At 72.7% G+C, this 20,123-nt stretch carries 24 protein-coding genes; 11 read left to right on the forward strand and 13 right to left on the reverse strand.

The features are described from left to right. Window positions 1-61 precede the first annotated feature (61 nt). Window positions 62-268: a DUF5999 family protein gene (locus ACZ6K0_RS26215; RefSeq protein WP_024756896.1), complete on the reverse strand. Its 207-nt coding sequence runs from the start codon at window positions 266-268 to the stop codon at window positions 62-64. 331 nt (window positions 269-599) lie between these two features. Beyond that, window positions 600-1,196, reverse strand: a complete 597-nt coding sequence (locus ACZ6K0_RS26220) for a hypothetical protein (RefSeq protein WP_469232649.1) — start codon at window positions 1,194-1,196, stop codon at window positions 600-602. Between the two features lie 483 nt (window positions 1,197-1,679). Between ACZ6K0_RS26220 and ACZ6K0_RS26225 the strand changes: the two genes are divergently transcribed. Both ACZ6K0_RS26225 and ACZ6K0_RS26230 read left to right on the forward strand, forming a co-directional pair. Continuing rightward, entirely contained in the window at window positions 1,680-3,179 is a 1,500-nt protein-coding gene (locus ACZ6K0_RS26225; RefSeq protein WP_469232647.1) for a glutamate-cysteine ligase family protein, read from the forward strand. A 149-nt stretch (window positions 3,180-3,328) separates the two neighbouring features. After that, window positions 3,329-4,111: a CPBP family intramembrane glutamic endopeptidase gene (locus ACZ6K0_RS26230; RefSeq protein WP_376397216.1), complete on the forward strand. Its 783-nt coding sequence runs from the start codon at window positions 3,329-3,331 to the stop codon at window positions 4,109-4,111. A gap of 55 nt (window positions 4,112-4,166) precedes the next feature. On the opposite strand, the gene ACZ6K0_RS26235 is transcribed toward ACZ6K0_RS26230, so the two are convergent. Further along, entirely contained in the window at window positions 4,167-4,976 is an 810-nt protein-coding gene (locus ACZ6K0_RS26235) for a PhzF family phenazine biosynthesis protein (protein WP_469232645.1), read from the reverse strand. Window positions 4,977-5,089: 113 nt separating this feature from the next. Between ACZ6K0_RS26235 and ACZ6K0_RS26240 the strand changes: the two genes are divergently transcribed. Beyond that, complete coding sequence (locus tag ACZ6K0_RS26240; protein WP_469232643.1) at window positions 5,090-5,437, forward strand: hypothetical protein; 348 nt, start codon at window positions 5,090-5,092, stop codon at window positions 5,435-5,437. Window positions 5,438-5,479: 42 nt separating this feature from the next. On the opposite strand, the gene ACZ6K0_RS26245 is transcribed toward ACZ6K0_RS26240, so the two are convergent. From ACZ6K0_RS26245 to ACZ6K0_RS26255, 3 genes are all read right to left on the reverse strand, one after another. Beyond that, a complete protein-coding gene (locus ACZ6K0_RS26245) occupies window positions 5,480-6,031 on the reverse strand; it encodes a GNAT family N-acetyltransferase (RefSeq protein WP_469232641.1) in 552 nt (183 codons plus the stop codon). A gap of 42 nt (window positions 6,032-6,073) precedes the next feature. After that, window positions 6,074-6,568 (reverse strand): pyridoxamine 5'-phosphate oxidase family protein, encoded by a 495-nt coding sequence (locus tag ACZ6K0_RS26250; RefSeq protein ID WP_376397204.1) that lies wholly within the window; start codon window positions 6,566-6,568, stop codon window positions 6,074-6,076. A 120-nt stretch (window positions 6,569-6,688) separates the two neighbouring features. After that, the gene (locus ACZ6K0_RS26255; protein WP_469232639.1) at window positions 6,689-7,426 is read right to left on the reverse strand and encodes a dienelactone hydrolase family protein; all 738 of its coding nucleotides are present in this window, start codon (window positions 7,424-7,426) and stop codon (window positions 6,689-6,691) included. A gap of 321 nt (window positions 7,427-7,747) precedes the next feature. Here ACZ6K0_RS26255 and ACZ6K0_RS26260 point away from each other — a divergent pair, with 321 nt between their 5' ends. Then, a complete protein-coding gene (locus ACZ6K0_RS26260; RefSeq protein ID WP_376397199.1) occupies window positions 7,748-8,377 on the forward strand; it encodes a PadR family transcriptional regulator in 630 nt (209 codons plus the stop codon). A gap of 97 nt (window positions 8,378-8,474) precedes the next feature. Here ACZ6K0_RS26260 and ACZ6K0_RS26265 read toward each other — a convergent pair whose 3' ends face one another. Next, on the reverse strand, window positions 8,475-8,903 hold the full coding sequence (locus ACZ6K0_RS26265; RefSeq protein WP_376397196.1) for a type II toxin-antitoxin system Rv0910 family toxin: 429 nt from the start codon (window positions 8,901-8,903) through the stop codon (window positions 8,475-8,477). Between the two features lie 68 nt (window positions 8,904-8,971). After that, window positions 8,972-9,196 carry a hypothetical protein gene (locus tag ACZ6K0_RS26270; RefSeq protein WP_024756886.1) on the reverse strand — a complete coding sequence of 75 codons (225 nt, stop codon included), beginning with the start codon at window positions 9,194-9,196 and terminating at the stop codon, window positions 8,972-8,974. 196 nt (window positions 9,197-9,392) lie between these two features. On the opposite strand from ACZ6K0_RS26270, the gene ACZ6K0_RS26275 reads away from it, so the two are divergent. The 3 genes from ACZ6K0_RS26275 (at window position 9,393) to ACZ6K0_RS26285 (ending at window position 12,282) form a co-directional block, all read left to right on the forward strand. Beyond that, window positions 9,393-10,079 carry a Clp protease N-terminal domain-containing protein gene (locus ACZ6K0_RS26275; RefSeq protein WP_469232637.1) on the forward strand — a complete coding sequence of 229 codons (687 nt, stop codon included), beginning with the start codon at window positions 9,393-9,395 and terminating at the stop codon, window positions 10,077-10,079. A 41-nt stretch (window positions 10,080-10,120) separates the two neighbouring features. Then, window positions 10,121-11,128: an EamA family transporter gene (locus ACZ6K0_RS26280; protein ID WP_469232635.1), complete on the forward strand. Its 1,008-nt coding sequence runs from the start codon at window positions 10,121-10,123 to the stop codon at window positions 11,126-11,128. A 179-nt stretch (window positions 11,129-11,307) separates the two neighbouring features. Continuing rightward, window positions 11,308-12,282 carry a DMT family transporter gene (locus tag ACZ6K0_RS26285; RefSeq protein WP_469232633.1) on the forward strand — a complete coding sequence of 325 codons (975 nt, stop codon included), beginning with the start codon at window positions 11,308-11,310 and terminating at the stop codon, window positions 12,280-12,282. Window positions 12,283-12,300: 18 nt separating this feature from the next. On the opposite strand, the gene ACZ6K0_RS26290 is transcribed toward ACZ6K0_RS26285, so the two are convergent. Together ACZ6K0_RS26290 and ACZ6K0_RS26295 are read right to left on the reverse strand one after the other, a co-directional pair. Next, the gene (locus tag ACZ6K0_RS26290; protein WP_469232631.1) at window positions 12,301-12,945 is read right to left on the reverse strand and encodes an FMN-binding negative transcriptional regulator; all 645 of its coding nucleotides are present in this window, start codon (window positions 12,943-12,945) and stop codon (window positions 12,301-12,303) included. 16 nt (window positions 12,946-12,961) lie between these two features. Further along, window positions 12,962-13,672 carry a pyridoxamine 5'-phosphate oxidase family protein gene (locus ACZ6K0_RS26295; protein ID WP_469232629.1) on the reverse strand — a complete coding sequence of 237 codons (711 nt, stop codon included), beginning with the start codon at window positions 13,670-13,672 and terminating at the stop codon, window positions 12,962-12,964. Between the two features lie 35 nt (window positions 13,673-13,707). Here ACZ6K0_RS26295 and ACZ6K0_RS26300 point away from each other — a divergent pair, with 35 nt between their 5' ends. Continuing rightward, window positions 13,708-15,042, forward strand: coding sequence for an aminotransferase class I/II-fold pyridoxal phosphate-dependent enzyme (locus tag ACZ6K0_RS26300; RefSeq protein WP_469232627.1), 1,335 nt, complete (start codon window positions 13,708-13,710; stop codon window positions 15,040-15,042). Window positions 15,043-15,087: 45 nt separating this feature from the next. On the opposite strand, the gene ACZ6K0_RS26305 is transcribed toward ACZ6K0_RS26300, so the two are convergent. Continuing rightward, on the reverse strand, window positions 15,088-16,146 hold the full coding sequence (locus ACZ6K0_RS26305) for a DMT family transporter (RefSeq protein WP_469232626.1): 1,059 nt from the start codon (window positions 16,144-16,146) through the stop codon (window positions 15,088-15,090). Window positions 16,147-16,219: 73 nt separating this feature from the next. On the opposite strand from ACZ6K0_RS26305, the gene ACZ6K0_RS26310 reads away from it, so the two are divergent. Continuing rightward, window positions 16,220-17,122: a LysR substrate-binding domain-containing protein gene (locus ACZ6K0_RS26310; RefSeq protein ID WP_469232624.1), complete on the forward strand. Its 903-nt coding sequence runs from the start codon at window positions 16,220-16,222 to the stop codon at window positions 17,120-17,122. 182 nt (window positions 17,123-17,304) lie between these two features. Here the strand turns inward: ACZ6K0_RS26310 and ACZ6K0_RS26315 are convergent, their stop codons facing one another. After that, window positions 17,305-17,763: a pyridoxamine 5'-phosphate oxidase family protein gene (locus tag ACZ6K0_RS26315; RefSeq protein ID WP_469232623.1), complete on the reverse strand. Its 459-nt coding sequence runs from the start codon at window positions 17,761-17,763 to the stop codon at window positions 17,305-17,307. Window positions 17,764-17,839: 76 nt separating this feature from the next. Between ACZ6K0_RS26315 and ACZ6K0_RS26320 the strand changes: the two genes are divergently transcribed. Beyond that, on the forward strand, window positions 17,840-18,520 hold the full coding sequence (locus ACZ6K0_RS26320) for a cysteine hydrolase family protein (RefSeq protein ID WP_469232621.1): 681 nt from the start codon (window positions 17,840-17,842) through the stop codon (window positions 18,518-18,520). On the opposite strand, the gene ACZ6K0_RS26325 is transcribed toward ACZ6K0_RS26320, so the two are convergent. Beyond that, window positions 18,507-18,911, reverse strand: a complete 405-nt coding sequence (locus ACZ6K0_RS26325) for a Rieske (2Fe-2S) protein (protein WP_376397164.1) — start codon at window positions 18,909-18,911, stop codon at window positions 18,507-18,509. The genes ACZ6K0_RS26320 and ACZ6K0_RS26325 overlap by 14 nt on opposite strands. A 136-nt stretch (window positions 18,912-19,047) precedes the next feature. Between ACZ6K0_RS26325 and ACZ6K0_RS26330 the strand changes: the two genes are divergently transcribed. Next, complete coding sequence (locus ACZ6K0_RS26330) at window positions 19,048-20,103, forward strand: AraC family transcriptional regulator (RefSeq protein ID WP_469232619.1); 1,056 nt, start codon at window positions 19,048-19,050, stop codon at window positions 20,101-20,103. Window positions 20,104-20,123: the final 20 nt, after the last annotated feature.

Below are 20,123 nucleotides of genomic sequence, written 5' to 3' on the forward strand. Positions count from 1 at the left end.
GATGTCCTCCGGGCCGGCCCTCGGCGTTGCTCTCCCTCGTACGGCGATCTCCGCGCGCCGCTCAGGCGGCGGTCGTGACCTGTCCCGCCGTCAGCGGCCGGTGCGGGGCGATGATCTGCCCGTCCGGCAGCAGTTCACCGGTGTCCTCGAAGAGCAGGACGCCGTTGCACAGCAGGCTCCAGCCCTGTTCCGGATGGTGTGCCATCAGGCGGGCTGCCTCCCGGTCGTTGGAGTCGGCGGTGGGACAGGCAGGCTGGTGCTGGCACATGGGTGGGTTCTTTCGCTGCGTCGTGGTGGATGTCCTGCGGCTCTTCGCGCTCATCGCCGCCCCCGTCGGTCGGTTCGGTTCCGGTCCCAGTCTTGCCCCATGGACGGTCTTCCGCAGGTATTTCGCGGCAGCTCGTCCTCTCCGGGGAAGACGCATCACCCGCAGGGGCGGTTCAGGCCAACTACACGGTCTCTTCGGGTGGTTCGAAGTGGTCCGAGCGGGCTAGTCCGTACGGGAGGGGTGTTCGGGTAGTGCGTTCGGGCGGGTGCTCGGACAGCAGTGCGCCCCGTGACCCGGTCGGGTCACGGGGCGGGGCGGCGGGTGCGGTGGATCAGGCGGGCGCCGCCGAGCCCAGGAGGGGCGGCGGCGCGAGGCGCGTGCTGAGCACGGGCAGGAGGTCGGCGACCTGGTACGGCCGGTGGGCCGCGATCCCCGGCGGCGCGGGGGCCAGGGGCACCAGGAGATCGGCCGATGCCGGGGCGACGGTCGTGCCGTCCGCCTCCAGGTCGGCGTGCAGCCAGAGCGTCAGCATGTAGAGCTCCGGTACGGAGAGGAGCCGGGGCTGGTACGGGGTGGGCAGCGCCTCGGCGTGGAGCAGGGCCCGTTCCGTCGCGGTGACGTACGGCCCCTCGAAGAAGTGCGAGAAGGTCCAGCCGTCCGGGGTGAGCCTGGTGTCCGCGGCGGCGATCGCCCGGTCCCCGTTCCGGATCAGGAACCGCCAGCCGGTGAGCCGGGTGCGGGGTGACGGTGTCCGTCCCGGAGCTCCCGTGACGCCGAGGACGTGGACGGGCAGCGGGAGTTCGGGGCTCAGTGGTCCCTGCGCGGCCCGCAGGGCGGGGGTGCGCGCCTCACGGACGGCGGTCGGTGAGCCGAGTGCCGCGAGGACACTGCGGAGGGCCGGCACGGGGGCCGGGGAGGGTCGGAGCATGATGGGTCGCCTCTCACTCAGGAGACACGGTGATGCGTGGGCAGGTACGACGGCGCTGTCGGCGGCGCGGCCAGAGAGGGGCCATGGGGCCATGGCCGGGGCACCAACACTCTGCCTCGTTCGCGGAGTTTATACGACACGTGTTCACAGAGTGTTTCCGCTAGACGCCACCGATATTCCTGGCAAGGCGTCATCCGGCCTTATTCGAGGGGCTGTTCAAGCGGAATCATGACGGCCGCACCGCCCTCACCTGCGTATTCCTCGCCGAGTCGGACGGCTGAATTCCCATCCCCTGCCCCGGGGCAATATGACATTGGTATATGTCGACCGTGTCATGCCTTCGGGATGTGCCGGTGGAGCGCTGCTTCCAGCCTATCGCCCGACGGCCCCGTTCCGCAGGCGTTGTGGATCAGAGAGGTGGGCATCATGGTCCGTGACGCGCGGCCGTCGCCGCGGCCGCCCATGGCGGGAGGGACGGCTTCGATGGGGGAGAAGGTCGACGCGGACGGGTTCGGCCCGGCCGACCGGCAGCAGTACCGGAGAAAACTCCAGCAGTGTCTCGCGGGGCTCGCGAGGCTGCTGGCGGAGAAGAGGTTCGACCGGCCCCGCAATCTCATGGGGCTGGAGATCGAACTCAATCTCGCCGGCGCCGACGGACTGCCCCGGATGCTCAACGCGCCTGTTCTGGAAAGGATCGCGAGCTCCGATTTCCAGACGGAACTCGGATTGTTCAATCTGGAAGTGAACATCGCCCCCCACCGGCTCGGCGGGAGGGTATTCGACCGGCTCGCGGAAGAGATCGGCACCGGACTCGGATATGCCGACCGCAAGGCGAAGGAGCTCGACGCCGGCGTCGTCATGATCGGCATACTTCCCACGCTCGCCCAGAGCGACCTGGTCTTCGAGAACCTGTCGGCCGCCGACCGCTACACGCTCCTCAACAACCAGATCCTCGCCGCCAGGGGCGAGGACTTCACCCTCGACATCCACGGGGTCGAACGGCTCCTGTGCACCTCGGAGTCGATCGTGCCGGAGGCCGCCTGCACCTCCGTCCAGCTCCATCTCCAGGTCACCCCGGCCCGGTTCGCCGCCGTCTGGAACGCGGCGCAGGCGGTGTCGGGCGTCCAGATCGCCCTCGGCGCGAACGCGCCCTTCGTCTTCGGACGCGAGGTGTGGCGCGAGTCCCGGCCGCCCCTCTTCCAGCAGGCCACCGACACCCGGCCGCCCGAGCTGCAGTCCCAGGGCGTCCGGCCGCGCACCTGGTTCGGGGAGCGGTGGGTGGACTCGGTGTACGACCTCTTCGAGGAGAACCTCCGCTACTTCCCCGCCCTCCTGCCCATCTGCGACGAGGAGGACCCGCTGCTCGTGCTCGACGAGGGCGGCGTACCGAAGCTCCCGGAACTCGTCCTGCACAACGGCACGGTCTACCGCTGGAACAGGCCCGTGTACGGCTGGGTCGACGGGGTCCCGCACCTGCGCGTCGAGAACCGGGTGCTGCCCGCGGGGCCGACCGTGACCGACGTGATCGCGAACGCGGCCTTCTACTACGGACTCGTGCGCTCGCTCGCCGACGAGCCGCGGCCGGTCTGGAAGCGGATGGCCTTCGAGGACGCGGAGGCCAACTTCGACACGGCGTGCCGGCACGGCATCGAGGCCGAGCTGCGGTGGCCCCGCTCGGGCCGCGCGGGCGGTGTCGCGACCCTGCCGGCGGTACGGCTCGTCCTCGACGAGCTGCTGCCGCTCGCCGCGGCCGGTCTCGACGCGTGGCACATCGAGCCGGCGGACCGGGACTTCTACCTCGGGGTGATCGAGCAGCGCTGTCTGCGGAAGGTGAACGGCGCCTCCTGGCAGGCCGACACCTTCCACCAGGCCCTGGAGTCGGGCCTCGACAGGGAGGCGGCGCTCGCGGCGACCACCCGCCGCTACCGGACGCTCACGCACGAGGGCGAGCCGGTGCACACCTGGCCGGTGGGGATCGGCTGAGCTCTGTTCCACGCGCTCGGGGCGGCGGTCCGGGGCGGCATCCCCGGGCATGGGTGATCATGTCAAGGTAGTCGAGGCCGGACGCGACTGCCGGAACGGCATGGGCCCGCGGCGGGGAAGTGGAGACAGGTGTGGTGTCGGAGCAAGACGTGAGGGACGCTTCCCTGCCCCCCGGAGGTCTGCCGCGGAAGGTGCTGCGTTCCGAGACCCTCATCGTGCTCGCGCTCTCGCTCGGCGCGAGCGCGTTGTCGTCCCTCATCAGCTTCATCGGCTCCCTGACCCGGCCGGGGGCGCTGAAGGACCAGGCGGCGACGCTCAACGGCTCGTACGCGCCGGGGCGGCCGTGGCTCGACCTGTCCTGGCAGCTCTTCGGCATCGCCTCGGCGCTGGTGCCGGTCGTCCTCGTCGCCCATCTGCTGCTGCGGGAGGGCGTCGGACTCCGGGCCATCGGCTTCGACCGGACCCGGCCCTGGCCGGACCTGGGGCGCGGGGCGCTGGTCGCGGCCGGGATCGGGAGTGCGGGGCTCGCCTTCTACCTGGCGGCTCAGGCGTCCGGTTTCAACCTGACGGTCGTGCCGGAGTCCCTGCCGGACGTGTGGTGGAAGTACCCGGTACTGATCCTCTCGGCGGTGCAGAACTCCGTCCTGGAGGAGGTCATCGTCGTCGGCTATCTGCTGCGCAGGCTCGGGCAGTTGGGGTGGACGCCGATGGCGGCCCTCGTCGCGAGTTCGGTGCTGCGCGGCTCGTACCACCTCTACCAGGGGATCGGCGGCTTCCTCGGCAACGTGGTGATGGGCGTCGTCTTCGTCCTGCTGTACCGGCGCTGGGGACGGGTCGGGCCGCTGGTCGTGGCGCACGCGCTGCTCGACATCGTGGCCTTCGTCGGGTACGGGCTGCTGGCGGGGAAGGTGGGCTGGTTGCCCACCACGTGACGGGATGCGGGAGGTAGGGGCGTGCGGCTTGAGCCGTACGCCCCTCTCCTTTGCGTCAGGCGTGCAGATCGCCGTCGATGACCGTCACCGCGTGGCCGGTCAGCAGGGTGCGCTCACCGCGCAGCCGGGTGCGGACGAGGCCGGTACGGGCGCCGCCCTGGAAACCGGTGAGCTCGTCGCGGCCGAAGCGGGCCGACCAGTAGGGGGCGAGCGCGGTGTGGGCGCTGCCGGTCACCGGGTCCTCCTCGATGCCGACGTTGGGGAAGAAGCCGCGGGAGACGAAGTCGTAGCCGCCATCGGGGTTCGCGGCGGCGGCGGTCGCGATGATCCCGCGAGAGGAGAGACCCACGAGGGCGGCGAAGTCCGGCGTGAGGGCGCGCACGGTGGCCTCGTCGCGGAGCTCGACCACGAGGTCGCCGATGTGGGCGGACGTGTCGTGGACGGCGAGGACCTCGGCGCCGAGCGCCTTCGCCAGCCCGTCGGGGACGGGGACGGGGAGGAGGGCGGAGGTCGGGAAGTCCATCGTGATGGTGCCGTCCTCGGCGGCGGTGGCGCCCAGGACGCCGGACCGGGTGGCGAAGCGGATCGTGCCGCTCGCCGCGCCGGTGGTGTGCAGGACGTGGGCCGTGGCGAGCGTGGCGTGGCCGCACAGGTCGACCTCGGTGGTCGGGGTGAACCAGCGCAGGGCCCAGTCCGCCTCGCCGCCGGCGGGCAGGGGGTGGGCGAAGGCCGTCTCGGAGAGGTTGACCTCCGCCGCGACCTTCTGGAGCCAGGAGTCCTCGGGGAAGGAGTCGAGGAGGAGCACGCCGGCCGGGTTTCCGGAGAAGGGCAGGTCGGTGAAGGCGTCGACGATTCGGATCCGCATGCCGCCGACCGTACAAGGTGCGGAAACGCACGGGCCAAGGCCAATCGCGGAGAACTGGACCGTGTTGTCCGGCGTCCTCCGAGGGGGATCTACGGCGGCCTCGGGGGGCTTCGATGATGTTCGGGTACGCGGACGACTGGTGGACGCTGTTCTTCGTTCCGGTGGTGCTGTGGGTGCCGTTCGGGCCCTTCGTCATGGGTGGGATGGGCGTGTGGTGCGCCTTCCGGCCCGGCCTGCGGGCGCGGCTGTGGTCCGTACTGCTGCCGCTGCTTCCCGTGACGGTCTCCGCGGTCGCGATGGTGATGCCGCTGGGTCAGCCGACCCGTACCGACGACCTCGTGGGCTATCTCCTCGTGTACGTCCTCGGCATCACGGTGCTGCCGTGGCTGCTGGGGTGGGGGATCACGCGGGGGGTGCGGGCGGTGCGGGCCCGGCGGCGGGCGCAGGGGGCACAGGGGTGACAGGGGCCAGCCGGATCACCGAGGTCAGCCGCATCACGCGGGTCACAGGGGTGACAGGATCATGAGGACCTCGTCGCGGTCGTCGTCGGGCGCGAGCCGGAGGGCTCCGGGCCAGCGGCCGATCTCCTGCCAGCCGAGGCGGCCGTAGAACTCTTCGAGGCCGACGCCACCGCGTGCCGCGAGCCGCAGCTGCTCCAGGCCCATCTCGTCGCGGGCGATCACCCGGGCCTGCCGCACCAGAGCCGCTCCGATGCCCCGGCTCCGTGCATGGAGGCGGGTCTGGACGTGGTGCAGCGTGCCCCAGTGCGCGACCAGGGGGTGTGGATCGCGGCGGAGGTTCAGCCAGCCCGCGACGGCGCCGCCGACGGTCGCGACGACGAGGCGGCTGTGCCCCGGGTCGAGGCCCGTGACGATGCGGTCGACCGCGGCGGCGACCTCGGCGGGATCGACCGGAGGGAAGGGGAATCCGGCGGCGCCGCCGGCGTCGCTCACTTCGATCCAGCACGCGGTGAGGGCCGTGGCGAGTGGGCCGGTCACCGCGTCGGCGGTGGCGAGCTGTGTGTAGAGGACGTCGTCGGCCCCGGTCGTGATCATGGTCATCATGATGAGCATGATCACGACCGGGGTCTCCGGTCGTCAGGCGTGTCGTTCGTCTCGCCGCCGGATCAGCTCCTCGACCGCGGTCGGGAGGGTCGTCTCGAAGTCGATCATCTTCGCCCATGTCGGGGTCACGACGATCCGGACCATTCCGTCGTAGAGCGAGCGGACCTCGGCCTCCCACTCGACCCGCTGCTCGGGCGTCATCGTGTAGGCGCCGTTCGCCTTGAGGAACTCGTCGGGGATGCCCTCGACCAGGTCCAGCTCGGCTCGGCCGCGCAGGAGGAGGATCTTCGGCGGGTGCACCTCGGTGTCGATCGTCAGGGCGACCGCCGGGTTCTGGCGCAGGGCCGCCAGCTTCGGGGCGTTCGTCGGTGTGCACATGACGATCTCCGCGCCGTTCCACGAGAAGCCGATCGGGATGGCGCGGGGCGTGCCGTCCTGGGCGACGTACGCCAGTCGGGTGATGTCGCGGGCCAGGAGTTCCTGGCTGACGGGTCGGCTCAGGATCTCGGTGATCTCGCTCGCCTGCATGGGTGGTTCCACCTGCCTTCTCGTGGTCGCCCCCCCCGAATGCCCCCCACTACTCCACCAGCCTAGGACGGTGTCCTGCGCCCGGCGGTCAGGGGCCTGGCGCCAGGCTGTTTGCCGGGGTCATGCCCCCGGATCCTCCGTCACGGGCAGGCACTCGGCGAGCAGGTCGACGACGTCGCGCCAGGCTCGCTGCGCGTGCTGCGGGTGGTAGCCGACGCCGGGGACCGTGGGGTGGTCGACCGGCGGGTGATGGAAGGCGTGCAAGGCGCCGCCGTAGACCGTGAGGCGCCAGTCGACGCCCGCGGCCTGCATCTCGGCGGTGAACGCGTTCCGTTGCGCGGGCGGCATGATCGGGTCTTCCGACCCGACGCCGGCCCACACCGGGCAGCGAATGAGCGCCGCCTCGCCCGGTCGGCCCGTGGTCGTTGCGTTGACTGTCCCGATCGCGCGCAGGTCGACGCCGCCGCGCCCGAGTTCCAGCCCGATGGCGCCCCCGGTGCCGTAGCCGACGGCGGCGATCCGGTCGGGGTCGGTCCGCGGTTCGGCGCGCAACACGTCGAGCGCCGCATGGCCGATGCCCCGCATCCGGTCCGGGTCGGCGAGCAGCGGCATGCAACGGGCCAGCATCTCCTCGGGGTCGCCCAAATAGCGCCCGCCGTGAAGGTCGAAGGCCAGCGCTACGTATCCCAGCTCGGCGAGGGCATCGGCCCGGCGGCGCTCGACGTCGCTGAGTCCCGTGCCCTCCGGTCCGAGCAGCACCGCGGGCCGGTGGTCGACACCGGCCGGGAGCGCGAGGTACCCGATCATCGTCAAACCGTCCGCCGGGTACTCGACCGTACGTGTCGTGATCGTCGTCATGAGACGGGACTGTAGTGATCGTCGAGCCCGGTCCGGCCGGTGTTCTGCCACTGGCAGAACAGCGTGCGTGTCCCTTGGGCGTGTCCCTTGGGCGTGTCACCCGGGACCTTTGTCGATCGACTTCACCGACACGAACTGCCCAGCAGTCACTCGTGGATGGCACGGATCGCCGTGCGTCGATCTTCGGTGGCGACCGGTCGAGGTTCGCTGTCGCAGGTCACACGACTTCCGTAGTCGCTTCTTGCTCGACGAACAGTTCCGATATATCGTTGAGGTATCGCGACAGTGCAACGATGGAAACCCGATGGAAGGAGCGTTGTGATGCGTTCACAAGGACACGAGTACGGAAACGGACACGGAGCCGGTCGTGGGGGCTGCGGCCCCGGGCCTCGTGGGGACCGCGAGGGGCGGCGGGCCGCGTTCGGGCCGTTCGGGCCCGGCTTCGGTGGCGGTGGCCCCTTCGGGGGCGGCTTCGGCGGGGGCGGGCGGGGTCGCGGCGGTGGCCGGGGGAGGGCGCGGCGCGGTGACGTGCGTGCGTCGATCCTGGCGCTCCTGAAGGACCGCCCCATGCACGGCTACGAGATGATCCGGGAGATCGGCGAGCGCAGCGACGGGGCCTGGAAGCCCAGTCCCGGCTCGGTCTACCCCACCCTCCAGATGCTGGAGGACGAGGGGTTGATCACCAGCGCGAGCGAGGGCGGCAAGAAGCTGTTCACGCTCACCGACACCGGGCGCGCCGAGGCCGAGGAAGGGCCGGAGGCCCCGTGGGAAGAGGCCGGGCGCGGCGTCGACTGGGAGGCCGTGAACGAGATCCGGCAGGCCGGCTTCGGTCTGATGGAGGCGTTCGGGCAGGTCTGGAAGACCGGCACGGCCGAGCAGCGGCAGAAGGCGGTCGGCGTGATCAACGACGCCCGCAAGAGGCTGTATCTCATCCTTGCCGATGAGGACTGAGGGTCTCAAGGCTGAGGACTGAGGGTCTCAAGGGTGACGGCTGAATGGTGTGAGGGCCCCGTGGCGTGTGCCGCGGGGCCCTTTCGCGTGCGTGCGGTCAGGCGACCAGGCCCGACAGTTTGCGGAGCGACTCCGTCAGCGCCGCCGTCGCCGAGTCCTTGAGCTTCCCTGCCATGAGGGAGACGGCTGCCCCCGTGAACTCGCCGTCGATCCGCAGCGTCGTCGCGTCGCCGTCCGCCGCGAGCGAGTAGCGCGTCGTCACGGTCACCCCCATCGGGCCCTTGCCCCGGATCGCGAGCGCCCGGTCGGTCTCCAGCTCCTCGACCGTCCAGAGCACCTCGGCGGGGAAGCCCATCAGCTTCATGTTCTCGGTGAAGGTGGCTCCCGCCTCCAGGGCCGCCGGGCCGCCGCTCGGGAAGCTGGTGTGCGTGGCGTTCCACTCGCCGTACGAGGGGAAGTCCATGAGGCGCGCCCAGACCTTTCCGGCCGGGGCCTCGATCCGTGCCTCCGCGCTGACTTCGGCCATGCGACCACTCCTTCAGGCGTGCCAACTGGTTCCGGTGTCGCGGAACGTAGCCGGGCGGGCGTGAACATTCAATACTGATGAACCGTCAGTTCTGCGGCGGCCGGCCCCGCGCCGTCGCCGATCCACCAGATCTCGGCGGAGTCGAAGCAGTCGGAGGCGCGCGGCCCCCCGTCCTCCTCGTGGCAGTGGAACGCGGCCCAGAACAGGTCGGCCGGCAACGCCTCCCGGGGTGCGTACACCCGGTACACGTACTGCCGGCCGTCGCGTGCGAGCAGGGCCACCATCCAGAACACGACCGGAAGACGAACGGCAACGGGCCCGCGGTTGCAACGGGGGCGCAATGCAAGGCGGCGCGCGCCCCCGGAGGCGAACGCGGGCAATCTCCTCCGTAAGGAGGAGGAACCGTGCGCCCGTGCCCAACTCCGGTGGGATGCGGACATGCTTCTCCCTGGTGATGTTCCGGCCGCCCCGGCCTGATGAGGTGGAAGGGTGCACCGTCCCGTTCCTCTCCAGCAGTCACTGCCCCAGCCGCCCCGGCAGCCCGCCGCCCCGCGTGCCGAGCTCGCGTCCTTCCTGACGCCGTCGCTCGCGGCGGTCGTGGCCGGCGCGCGGCGCAGAGCCCTGCGGGACGGGGACCGTCAGATCGACACCGCGCACCTCCTGCACTCGCTCGTCGAGTCGGACCCGGACGTCGGCGCCGTCTTCGAGGGCGACCATCAGCTCGCCCGCGTCCTCGGTTACCTCGCCCAGCGGTCCATCGGCTACGGTCTGCGCTGGCAGCGCTCGGTCGAGCAGTCGGGTGCCCGGCGCCTGCTGCCCGCCGTGCGCGAGGCCGAGCCGCAGGGTGGCGGCGGACGGGCCTCCGGCTGGTCGCCGGCCGCGGTCGCCGCCCTGGAGGGCGCCTTCCGGCGGGCCGCCGGGCGGGGCGACGAACGCGCGCGCGGAGTTGATCTGCTCGTCGGTGTCGCCGCCGACCCCGAGAGCCGGGCCGTCGAGGTGCTGCGGCGGGCCGGGGTCGATCCGATCGCGCTGGTCGCCCGTATCGACGCTCGAGACGAGAGCCGTGGTGAGGCCCTCGGTGAGAGCCGTGGTGAGGCCCTCGGTGAGGGGCGTCGTGAGGCCCTCGGTGAGGGGCGGATCGTGGCCTTGGGCGAGGGGCCGTCTCAACAGGTGTAACGGGGGTTACGCACCTGACCGCGTCCTGTCATGATGGCCCGATGCACGCGTCTCAGGGGAGAAGCGCCGGCCTGGGACTTGCCCTGGCCTCGGCCTTCGCATTCGGTGGTTCAGGAGTGGCGGCCAAGCCGCTCATCGAGGCGGGACTCGACCCGCTCCACGTGGTGTGGCTCCGGGTCGCCGGCGCCGCGCTCGTCATGCTCCCGGTGGCCTGGCGGCACCGGGACCTCCTGCGCCGCAAACCCGCCCTCCTCGTGGGCTTCGGCCTGCTCGCCGTCGCCGGTGTCCAGGCCTTCTACTTCGCCTCGATCTCCCGCATCCCCGTCGGCGTCGCGCTGCTCATCGAGTACCTCGCCCCGGCCCTCGTCCTCGGCTGGGTCCGCTTCGTCCAGCGCCGGCCCGTCACCCGCGCCGCCGCCCTCGGCGTCGTCCTGGCCGTCGGCGGCCTCACGTGCGTCGTCCAGGTCTGGTCCGGGCTGAGCTTCGACCTCGTCGGGCTGCTCCTGGCCCTCGCCGCCGCCTGCTGCCAGGTCGGCTACTTCGTCCTCTCCGACCAGGGGTCCGACGAGGCCGAGCAGGCCGATCCGCTCGGAGTCATCGCGTACGGGCTGCTCATCGGCGCGCTCGTCCTCACCGTCGTGGCCCGCCCGTGGGGCATGGACTGGGCGATCCTCGGCGGCAGCGCCGACATGGACGGCACCGGCGTGCCCGCGTGGCTGCTGCTCGGCTGGATCGTGCTGATCGCCACGGTCCTCGCGTACGTCACCGGCGTCATCTCGGTCCGTCGGCTCTCGCCGCAGGTCGCGGGGGTCGTGGCCTGCCTGGAGGCCGTCGTCGCGACCGTCCTGGCCTGGGTGCTGCTCGGCGAGCACCTGGACGCGCCGCAGATCCTCGGCGGAGCGCTGGTCCTGGTCGGGGCCTTCATCGCGCAGTCCTCGACGCCCAAGGCGCCGCCGGCCGATCCCGTGGCGGCCTCCGGGGGCGATTCCGGGGCCGGAGTCGTCGGGCGGGACGAAAAGGAGTTGTCGGCCGGGCGGAGCGCCCCCTAGCGTGGCGCTCATGCACGTGATCGCACGTTCGACGCCGCCGCCCACCGCCTAGCGCGCGCGGCGACACCTTCCGACGAGGACCGGGCTCGGGTGAGCGGATCTCCGCCCCGAGCGGTTCGTCGCTGTCCGCGCGCGGAGCCGAGCGACCACCCTTCCCTCTTCCTCCTCGGAGAAGTCACGTGCCGAACTCCTCGGAATCCGCCCTGTCCGTCGGGCGGAGCCTGCTCTATCTGATCGTCGCCGGGATCGCCTGGGGCACGGCCGGTGCCGCCGCCTCGCTGATCTTCCGTGTCAGCGACATGGGCCCGCTGGCCCTCTCCTTCTGGCGCTGCGTCGGCGGGCTCGTCCTGCTTCTCGGCGCACTGGCCCTGCGGCCCCGCCGGGCCGTCGCCCGCACCGCCGGGGAACCGCGCGGCCGGCGGACGGCCCGCATCCTCGGTACGGGGATCGGGCTGACCGTCTTCCAGAGCGCCTACTTCGCCGCCGTCCAGAACACCGGCCTCGCCGTCGGGACCGTCGTCACCCTGGGGGCGGGGCCCGTCCTCATCGCCGTCGGCGCCCGGCTGACCATGGGCGAACGCCTCGGCCGCGGCGGCGTCGTCGCCGCCACCGGGGCCCTCGCCGGTCTTGCCGTCCTCGTCCTGGGCGGCGGGGCCGCGGAGGTGCGGCCGCTCGGCGTGATCCTCGCGGTCGTCTCGGCGGCCGGGTACGCCGCGATCACCCTGCTCACCCGGTGGCTCGGCCGCGACGGCGGCGGGACGGACGCCCTCGCTACGACCACCTGGGCCTTCGCCATCGGAGCGGTCGGCCTCCTGCCGCTGGCAGCCGCGGAAGGACTCGTACCGCACACCGACGCGCCGGTGCGGGTCGTTCTCCTGCTGGTGTACGTGGCGGCCGTGCCGACCGCCCTCGCGTACGCCCTCTACTTCGCCGGTGCGGCCGTCGTCCGGGCCGCCACCGTCTCCGTGATCATGCTCCTGGAGCCGGTGAGCGCGGCCCTGATCGCCGTCTCGCTCCTGGGCGAGCGGCTCACCGGAGCGATCGTCCTCGGGACCCTGCTGCTGCTCGCCGCCGTCACCGGCCTCGCCTTCGCCGAGGCGAGGACGGCGGCGGTACGGCGGCGGGAAGAGGCCGTGGAGGCCGTGGCGGTGTAATGCGTGGCCGCGCCCCGGTCAGCTCGTGGTGCGCCGGCGCAGTTGGTGGGCGCGGGCCGCGAGGTCGCCGGGGCCCGCGCGTTCGGCCAGCCGGTCCGCGATCCGGTCCTGGACCTCCTGCGGTTTGTTGCCCGCGTACTTGAACTTGGCCCGCACCTGGGTCACCTCCAGGTCCAGGACGCGGATGCCCGAGAGGAGGCGGCCGAACGGGGCCTCGCCCGGGGCCGCGAGGGCAGTGGCGCCGTCCGGCTGGAAGTGGGCGACCTGGCGGTTGAGGAGCTCGGCCTTCTCCGCCGGGTCGTCGACGACGTGCGCCGTGCATCGCAGCTGGACGGCGGCGTAGTACGAGGTCGGCGTTCCGTGCGCGGGCGGGGTGCCCTCGGGGGCCGTCCACGGGCCCGGCGCGAAGACGTAGTCGTCGACCACGCTCAGGAGCACCGTCGGCTGCGCCTCGACGGCTCGCCACACGGGGTTGGGGCGGGCCAGGTGGGCGAGGACGCGGCCGTACGGGCCGGGCCCGTCCTCGTACCGGAAGTGCATCGGCTGCACCCACGGAGGCTCGCCGGGCAGGCCGTTGACGGCGAGTTGGCCGAAGTCGTGGCGGGCGAGCCAGTCGCGCCACTCGCCCTCGTCGTGGGCGGCGTCCCAGGGGTGGATCAGCATCGTGGTGCTCCCGTCCTCAGAGCGCGGAGAGGTAGTCGGGCAGGGCGACGGCCGGGTCGAGGTCGTCGGCCGGGACCGGGGTGCCGTGGACCGTGCGGACGGGGACCACGCCGGTCCAGTGGGGGAGACCGAGGTCCTCGGCGTCGTCGTTGGGGCCGCCGGCGCGGACCTTCGCCGAGACCTCGTCCAGGTCGAGCCGGATCACGGCGGTGGCGGCGAGCTCCTTGGCGTTCGCCGGGCGCGAGTCGCGGGAGCGGCCCGGGACGACGTGGTCGACGAGCGCGTCGAGGGCCGTCCGCAGCTCCTCGGGGTCGGTGACCTGGTGGGCGGTGCCGTGGACGACGACCGAGCGGTAGTTCATGGAGTGGTGGAAGGCGGAGCGCGCGAGCACCAGGCCGTCGACGTGGGTCACGGTCAGACAGACGGGCAGCCCGGGGGCCCGCACGCCGTCGCCCGCCGTGCGCAGGGGGCGCGAGCCGGTGGAGCCGTGGACGTAGAGCCGGTCGCCGACACGGCCGTAGAGCGTCGGGAGGACGACCGGCGCGCCGTCGCGAACGAAGCCGAGGTGGCAGAGGGAGGTCCCGTCGAGTATCGAGTGGACCAGGTCCTTGTCGTACGACGCGCGGTCGCGGTTGCGGGTGGGGACGGTCCGGTCGGTCGGCGCGTAGGCGGTGCCGGTGCCGGTGCCGCTGTCGGTCTTGGTGTCGCTGTCGGCGGCGGTGGTCATTGCGAACTCCATTGCACTAGTGCATAATCACTTTTGTGCTAGGAGAGTATCGGATCGAAGGTCGTCGCGCATCGGAGATCGCCGCCAGCGTCGAGCGCGGGGTCGGCGCAGGGGCTCTGGAGCCCGGGCAACTGCTGCCGCCCATGCGGGAATTGGCGCTGACCCTGGGGGTGAACGCCAATACGGTCGCCGCCGCCTACCGCACCCTGCGCGAGCGCGGGGTCATCGAGACGGACGGCCGGCGTGGGAGCCGGGTGCGGCCACGGCCCGCCACCACCGCGCGCGGATCGATCCGGATGGACGCCCCCTCCGGGGTCCGGGACGTGAGCAACGGAAGCCCCGACACGGCACTGCTGCCACCGCTCGGCGAGGCCTTCGCCGAGGTCGGGCGGCGGTACGCCGAGCGGCCCGGGCTGTACGGAGAGGCCCCTGTCGACGAGGAGTTCGGGCGGCTCGCGCGGGCCGCCTTCGACACGGACGGCGTGCCCGTCGGGCCGGTCGGCGTCGCCTCGGGCTCCCTCGACGCCATCGAGCGGGTGCTCGCCGTGCACCTCAGGCCCGGGGACGCCGTCGCCGTCGAGGACCCGGGCTGGGGCAGCCTGCTCGACCTCGTACCGGCGCTCGGGCTGCGGCCCGTGCCCGTCGCCGTCGACGACGAGGGGCCGCTGGCGGAAGAGGTCGAGCGGGCGATCCGGCGCGACGGAGCCCGGGCGGTGATCGTCACGGACCGGGCCCAGAACCCGACCGGGGCGTGCGTGACCGAGGAGCGGGCGCGGGAGCTGCGGCGGGTCCTCGCCGCGCACCCCGGCGTCCTGCTCGTGGAGGACGACCACGGGCACGGGATCGTCGCGCAGCCCCTCCATCCGCTCGCCGGGGTCACCGACCGCTGGGTGCTCGTGCGCTCGGTCGCGAAGGCGTACGGGCCGGACCTGCGGATCGCGGCCTTCACCGGCGACGCGGAGACCGTCGACCGGGTCCTCGGACGGCAGCGGCTCGGCCCCGGCTGGGTCAGTCGGCTGCTCCAGCAGGCCGTCGCCCACCTGTGGGCGACGGAGGCGGTCGACCCGGCCGCCGTCGCCCGCTCGTACGGGAAGCGGCGCGACGGCCTGGTGCGGGCGCTCGCCCGGCGGGGCGTCGAGGCGCACGGGCGCAGCGGCATGAACGTCTGGGTGCCGGTCGCGGACGAGACGGGCGCGGTGGCGCGGCTCATGGCCGACGGATGGGCGGTGGCGCCGGGCGCGCGCTTCCGGATGAACGCGGGGCCGGGCGTCCGGGTCACCGTCTCCGGCCTCGCCGTCGGGGACGTCGAGGACCTCGCCGAGGCGGTCGCGCGGGCGGCGGGGCCGGCGCCCGCGCGGAGTTACGGGTAAGGGGCAGGGCTGTGCGGTCTGTCCCGGTGCGGGCCGGGGGCGTGCTCAGGTGCGGGTCGCCGGTTGTGGTGCGGCGGGGAAGTCGGGCGCGGGGGTCGGTGCCGGGGTCTTCGGCGGGGCCGTTGTCGCCGCAGTCCTCGGAGCCGTACGGCGAGACGTGCGGGTCTGGGTGAGCGCGGCTCCCGCGAGGACGATCACCGCGCCGACCGGGGTGTTCCACGTGAGCTGTTCGCCCAGGACCGCCACGCCCGCCGCCGTGGCGATGACGGGGATGAAGTAGGTGACCATGGAGGCCGTCGTCGGGCCGACCTCCGCCACCACGCCGTACTGCAGCAGCATCGCGTACCCCGTGCCGAGTGCGCCGAGCGCGATCACGGCGAGCAGCGGAACGACCTCCACCGACTCCGGCATCGAGGTGAACAGGGGCGTGACCACGGCCAGTTGGAGCGTCGCGAGGCCCACCTGCGAACCGGCGAGCGCGAGGTGCGAGACGCCCGTGTCACTCAGCGTCCTGCGGACGTAGATCCAGCCCACCGCGTAGCTGAAGGAGGCCAGCAGGGCCAGCGCCGTGCCCGTCACGTCGAGACCGGAGAAGCCCTGCCAGGCGCCGAGCACCGTGAGCACCCCCATGAAGCCGATGCCCAGACCGGCGGCGCGGACCCGGGTCGGACGGTCCTCGGAGAGCGCGACGAGCGAGAGCAGCATGCCCCACAGCGGTGTCGTCGCGTTGCAGATGCCCGCCAGGGTCGAGGGGATCGTCAGCTCCGCGTACGCGAAGAGCGAGAACGGCAGTGCGTTGAGCAGGAACGCCGCGACCGTCAGATGGCCCCAGACACGGGCGCCGCGCGGCAGCCGGTCGCGCTTCACGACCAGGGCGGCGGCGAGCACCGCCGTACCGAACAGGAGGCGCCCGAACGTCACCTGGAAGGGCGCGAAGCCCTCCGTGCCGACCTTGATGAAGAGGAAGCTGAACCCCCAGATGAGGGCCAGGGCGCCGAAGCGGACGCGCCAGTCGAGCAGCCGGGAGCCGCGCGAGGGGAGCGGGGCGCCGGTGGGGGAGGCGGAACGGGCGGGTGACGGGGAGGGCGGGGCTGCGGGGCTCATGCACTCAGGGTGACGGCACCGACCTCGTAGAACAAGTGAGAATTCTTCGACCCCTCCCCTTAGTATTGCTTATATGTTGAATCTGGAGCGCCTGCGGACCCTCGACGCCGTCGCGCGGCACGGTTCGGTGAGCGGCGCGGCCGACGGCCTGCACGTCACCACCTCGGCCGTCTCGCAGCAGCTGTCCAAGCTGGAGCGCGAGGTGGGCCAGCAACTGCTCGCCAAGAACGGCCGGGGCGTGCGGCTCACCGACGCCGGACTGCTGCTCGCCGAGCACGCCGCCCGGATCCTCTCGCAGGTCCAGCTCGCCCAGGCCGACATCGAGGCCCAGAGCGGCCGGGTCGTGGGCGAGGTGCGGCTCGCGGCCTTCCCGACGGCGGCCCGCGGGCTCATCCCCGGCGCACTCGCCTCCCTGCGAGCCGGCCATCCCGAACTCCGCGTGCGAACCACCGAGCTGGAGCCCGAGCCGGGCGTCCGCGCGGTGCTGCGCGGCGACGCGGACCTCGCGATCGTCCTGGACTGGAGTAACAAGCGGGCGCCCGTGCCGGGCGGCCTGGAGCGGGCCCATCTCCTGGACGACTCGGCGGACGTCGCGCTGCCTGCCGGGCACCGCCTGGCCGGGCGGGAGGCGGCGGACCTGGTGGACTTCGCCGACGAGGAGTGGGTGTCCTGGCCCGAGGGCGAGTTCTGCCACGACTGGCTGATGTTCACGCTGCGCTCGCAGGGCATCGAGCCGCGCATCGGCCACCTCGCCGGCGAGCACCACACGCAGCTCGCGCTCGTCGCGGCAGGGCTCGGGGTGTGCGTGACGCCCCGCCTCGGCCGCCCGCTGCCGGAAGGCGTCGTCTTCGTGCCCGTACGGCAGAAGATGCGGCGCCACATCTACGCCACCTGGCGCGCCGACGCGGGCCGCCGTCCCTCCGTGCGGGCGGTCGTGGGGGCCCTGCGGGCGGCGGCCGAGCCCCTCGGGAGCTGACGGCCGGCCCTCGGACACCCCTAGGGGGTGGCTTGTCGATCAGGCCGGGCTCGCGGCGTCCGGCACCGCGCCTCGCCGCGTTGTCGTCGGTCGCCAACGCTCCGCGTTGACTCCCTCCTCCGCCTTGCGATCCATGGCACCAGACGCCGCTCCCTGATCCGGCCCGATCGACAAGACACCCCCTAGATCTTGCGGAAGTCCCAGGACGCGACGGCGTCCGGGGTCAGCCTCGCCCAGGCGTGGCGGCCGTCGTGCGGCATCGCGTCCAGGCCGAAGTTCTTGGCGGCGAAGAGCTGTTCGGGCGCGTCGAGCGCGGGGACCGGCTCGCCGGTACGCGGCGCCTCGCCGACGAACTCGACCGTGCCCGACAGCTCCACGCCCCGCAGCTCGCCGTACTCCTCGCCGTCGTCCACCACCACCGCGATCCTCGGATCGGCACGCATCTCGGCCCAACGGCGGCTGCGCGTCAGCGAGTACAGCCACAGCGAGGAGCCGTCCCAGGCGAACCAGAGCGCGCTCACGTGCGGGCGGCCGTCGGCGGACACGGTCGCCACCCGGCAGGTGCGCTGTTCGGCGAGGAAGGAGTCGAGCTCCGCCGGGGTCATCATGATCCGGCGTCCACGGCGCTGTGCGACGGTCATCGTCCGCACCCTTCTGGATTTCTGATGAGACGTCAGAAAGCATGGAGGGCCATGCGCGCACAGGCAAGGGGAGACCATGGGTGAGAGTGCGAGAGACCGGCTCGGGGAGTCGATCCGTCCGGACGGCGGGGTGGTGCTGCTGACCGTCGAGTGCCAGCGGGGGGTCGTCGGCGCCGAGAGCGCCCTGCCCGAACTCGCCGCGGCGGCCCGCAGGTCGGGCGCCCTGCGCAACGTGGCGCGGCTCGTGGCCGCCGCGCACGAGGCCGACGTCCAGGTGATCCACGCCGTCGCCGAGCGGCGCCCCGACGGGCGCGGCGCCAACAGCAACGCCCGGCTGTTCCGGGCCGCCGCACGGCTGCCGGTGCAGCAGCACAGCGGCAGCACGGCCGTACGGATCGCCGAACCGATCCAGGTCACGGAGGAGGACATCGTCGTCCGGCGCCTCCACGGGCTTTCACCGCTCGCCGGCACGGACGTCGACGCGCTCCTCCGCAACCTCGGCTGCCGGACGCTGATCGTGACCGGCGTCTCCGCCAACGTGGCCGTGCCCAACGCGGTCTTCGACGCCGTGAACCTCGGCTACACGGTCGTCGTGCCCGGGGACGCCATCGCGGGGGTGCCGGCCGACTACACCCCCGCGATGATCCGCCACACCCTCGCGCTCGTCGCCACGATCACGACGACGGACGAGGTGCTGGGCTGCTGGAAGACCCCCCGGCGTGCGAGGCCGGCCGGGGGCTCCGTCAGCCGAGACTGATCTCGTCGCCCACCACCTGGATCGGCGTCGGCGGCAGCGGACCGGTCGCCGGGCCGGACTTCACGCTGCCGTCCGACACGTCGAAGTGGCTCTGGTGGCACGGGCACACGATGACGCCGTCCTTGACGCTGCTGACGGTGCAGCCCGCGTGGGTGCACTTGGACGAGAAGGCGTGGAACTCGCCGGCCTTCGGCTGGGTGATCACCAGGCCCTGACCGGCGATGACCTTGCCGCCGCCCACCGGGATGTCCCCGGTCCGCGCGAGGGTGGCGCCCGCCTGCTCCTCCGTGCCCTTGTCCTCGGTGCCGCCGCCACCGCAGGCCGCGAGCGCCGCCGCCAGGCCCGCGGCGCCCGCCGCCGAGACCACCGTCCTGCGTGCCACTCCGCTCATGTGCTGCCCCTCTTTCCTTCACGCACTGGTGTGTTGGCACCTGACGGTACGGGTGTGACCTGTGCCCCGTTCACAGGATCACGCCTTCGACAGCCTTACAGTTCTGAGTAGAGTGTCGGAACATGGACACCTTGCGATGAAAGTGTCAACGGGATCGGTCAGCGCCCACCACGTCCGGGCCGTGCTGCTGGCCGGGGAACGGCGCGGAGTCGCCCCCGCGTCCCTGCTCGCCCGGGCCGGTCTGCCCTCCGGACTCCTCGGGGACGCGCAGGCCAGGGTGCCGACGGAACAGTTCGGACGGCTCGTCAGGCTGCTGTGGTCCCTCCTCGACGACGAGCTGATCGGTCTCGGCGGAGCGCCCAGCAAGGTCGGGACCTTCGCGATGATGGGCCACGTCGTCGTCCACGGCAGCCGGGACCTGCGCGAGGCGCTCCGGCGCGGCCAGGCCTTCTACTCCCTCTTCCCCTCGGGGCCGCGCTTCCGGCTCGTGGAGCCCGGAGAGCCCGGAGAGGGCGGGGAGAGTGACGAGGGCCGGGGCGACGAGGCGCGGATGGAGTTCGACGTCGCCGGGTACGACGACCCGCTCCACTTCGGCGCCGAGTCCACCGTGCTCGTCGCCCACCGCTTCGCGGGCTGGCTCATCCGCCGCCGCATCGGCCTGCGACGCGTCGAGTTCACCCACCCCGAGCCCCGGCACGCCCATGAGTACGCCCTCCTGTTCGGGGCGCCCTGCGTCTTCGGCGCCCGGCGGACGGCGGCCGTCTTCGACCGGGCCGACCTCGACGCACCCGTCCTGCGGGACGCGGCGGCCCTCCGGGCCTTCCTCCGCCGCGCCCCGGCCGACGTGCTCGTCCGCGCGGACCACGGCAGCGCGATGACCGGCCGCGTACGGCACCTGATGGGGAAGGCCCTGCCCGCGGAGCCGCTGCCGACGCCCGAGCAGCTCGCCGACCGGCTGTCCGTCAGCCCGCAGACCCTCCGCCGCCGGCTGGCCGCCGAGGGAACCACGTACCAGCGGCTGCGCGACCAGGTGCGCCGCGACCACGCCCTCGCCGCACTCGCCGGCGGCCGGGTCTCCATCGAGCGGCTCTCACGGCAGCTCGGCTTCTCGGAACCCAGCGCGTTCCATCGGGCGTTCCGGCGCTGGACCGGCGAGACGCCCCGGGCCTTCCGGGCCCGGGGCGGTGGGTGAGGAGGCTCCTCGCCGGCGGG

It is taken from the genome of Streptomyces sp. NPDC042346, assembly GCF_055581845.1.

Coding starts and splice junctions, on each gene's coding strand:
- ACZ6K0_RS26215 (WP_024756896.1), bottom strand. CDS start 268: ATGTGCCAGCACCAGCCTGCCTGTCCCACCGCCGACTCCAACGACCGG.
- ACZ6K0_RS26220 (WP_469232649.1), bottom strand. CDS start 1,196: ATGCTCCGACCCTCCCCGGCCCCCGTGCCGGCCCTCCGCAGTGTCCTC.
- ACZ6K0_RS26225 (WP_469232647.1), top strand. CDS start 1,680: ATGGGGGAGAAGGTCGACGCGGACGGGTTCGGCCCGGCCGACCGGCAG.
- ACZ6K0_RS26235 (WP_469232645.1), bottom strand. CDS start 4,976: ATGCGGATCCGAATCGTCGACGCCTTCACCGACCTGCCCTTCTCCGGA.
- ACZ6K0_RS26240 (WP_469232643.1), top strand. CDS start 5,090: ATGATGTTCGGGTACGCGGACGACTGGTGGACGCTGTTCTTCGTTCCG.
- ACZ6K0_RS26245 (WP_469232641.1), bottom strand. CDS start 6,031: ATGATCACGACCGGGGCCGACGACGTCCTCTACACACAGCTCGCCACC.
- ACZ6K0_RS26250 (WP_376397204.1), bottom strand. CDS start 6,568: ATGCAGGCGAGCGAGATCACCGAGATCCTGAGCCGACCCGTCAGCCAG.
- ACZ6K0_RS26255 (WP_469232639.1), bottom strand. CDS start 7,426: ATGACGACGATCACGACACGTACGGTCGAGTACCCGGCGGACGGTTTG.
- ACZ6K0_RS26260 (WP_376397199.1), top strand. CDS start 7,748: ATGCGTTCACAAGGACACGAGTACGGAAACGGACACGGAGCCGGTCGT.
- ACZ6K0_RS26265 (WP_376397196.1), bottom strand. CDS start 8,903: ATGGCCGAAGTCAGCGCGGAGGCACGGATCGAGGCCCCGGCCGGAAAG.
- ACZ6K0_RS26280 (WP_469232635.1), top strand. CDS start 10,121: ATGCACGCGTCTCAGGGGAGAAGCGCCGGCCTGGGACTTGCCCTGGCC.
- ACZ6K0_RS26290 (WP_469232631.1), bottom strand. CDS start 12,945: ATGCTGATCCACCCCTGGGACGCCGCCCACGACGAGGGCGAGTGGCGC.
- ACZ6K0_RS26295 (WP_469232629.1), bottom strand. CDS start 13,672: ATGACCACCGCCGCCGACAGCGACACCAAGACCGACAGCGGCACCGGC.
- ACZ6K0_RS26305 (WP_469232626.1), bottom strand. CDS start 16,146: ATGAGCCCCGCAGCCCCGCCCTCCCCGTCACCCGCCCGTTCCGCCTCC.
- ACZ6K0_RS26310 (WP_469232624.1), top strand. CDS start 16,220: ATGTTGAATCTGGAGCGCCTGCGGACCCTCGACGCCGTCGCGCGGCAC.
- ACZ6K0_RS26315 (WP_469232623.1), bottom strand. CDS start 17,763: ATGACCGTCGCACAGCGCCGTGGACGCCGGATCATGATGACCCCGGCG.
- ACZ6K0_RS26320 (WP_469232621.1), top strand. CDS start 17,840: ATGGGTGAGAGTGCGAGAGACCGGCTCGGGGAGTCGATCCGTCCGGAC.
- ACZ6K0_RS26325 (WP_376397164.1), bottom strand. CDS start 18,911: ATGAGCGGAGTGGCACGCAGGACGGTGGTCTCGGCGGCGGGCGCCGCG.
- ACZ6K0_RS26330 (WP_469232619.1), top strand. CDS start 19,048: ATGAAAGTGTCAACGGGATCGGTCAGCGCCCACCACGTCCGGGCCGTG.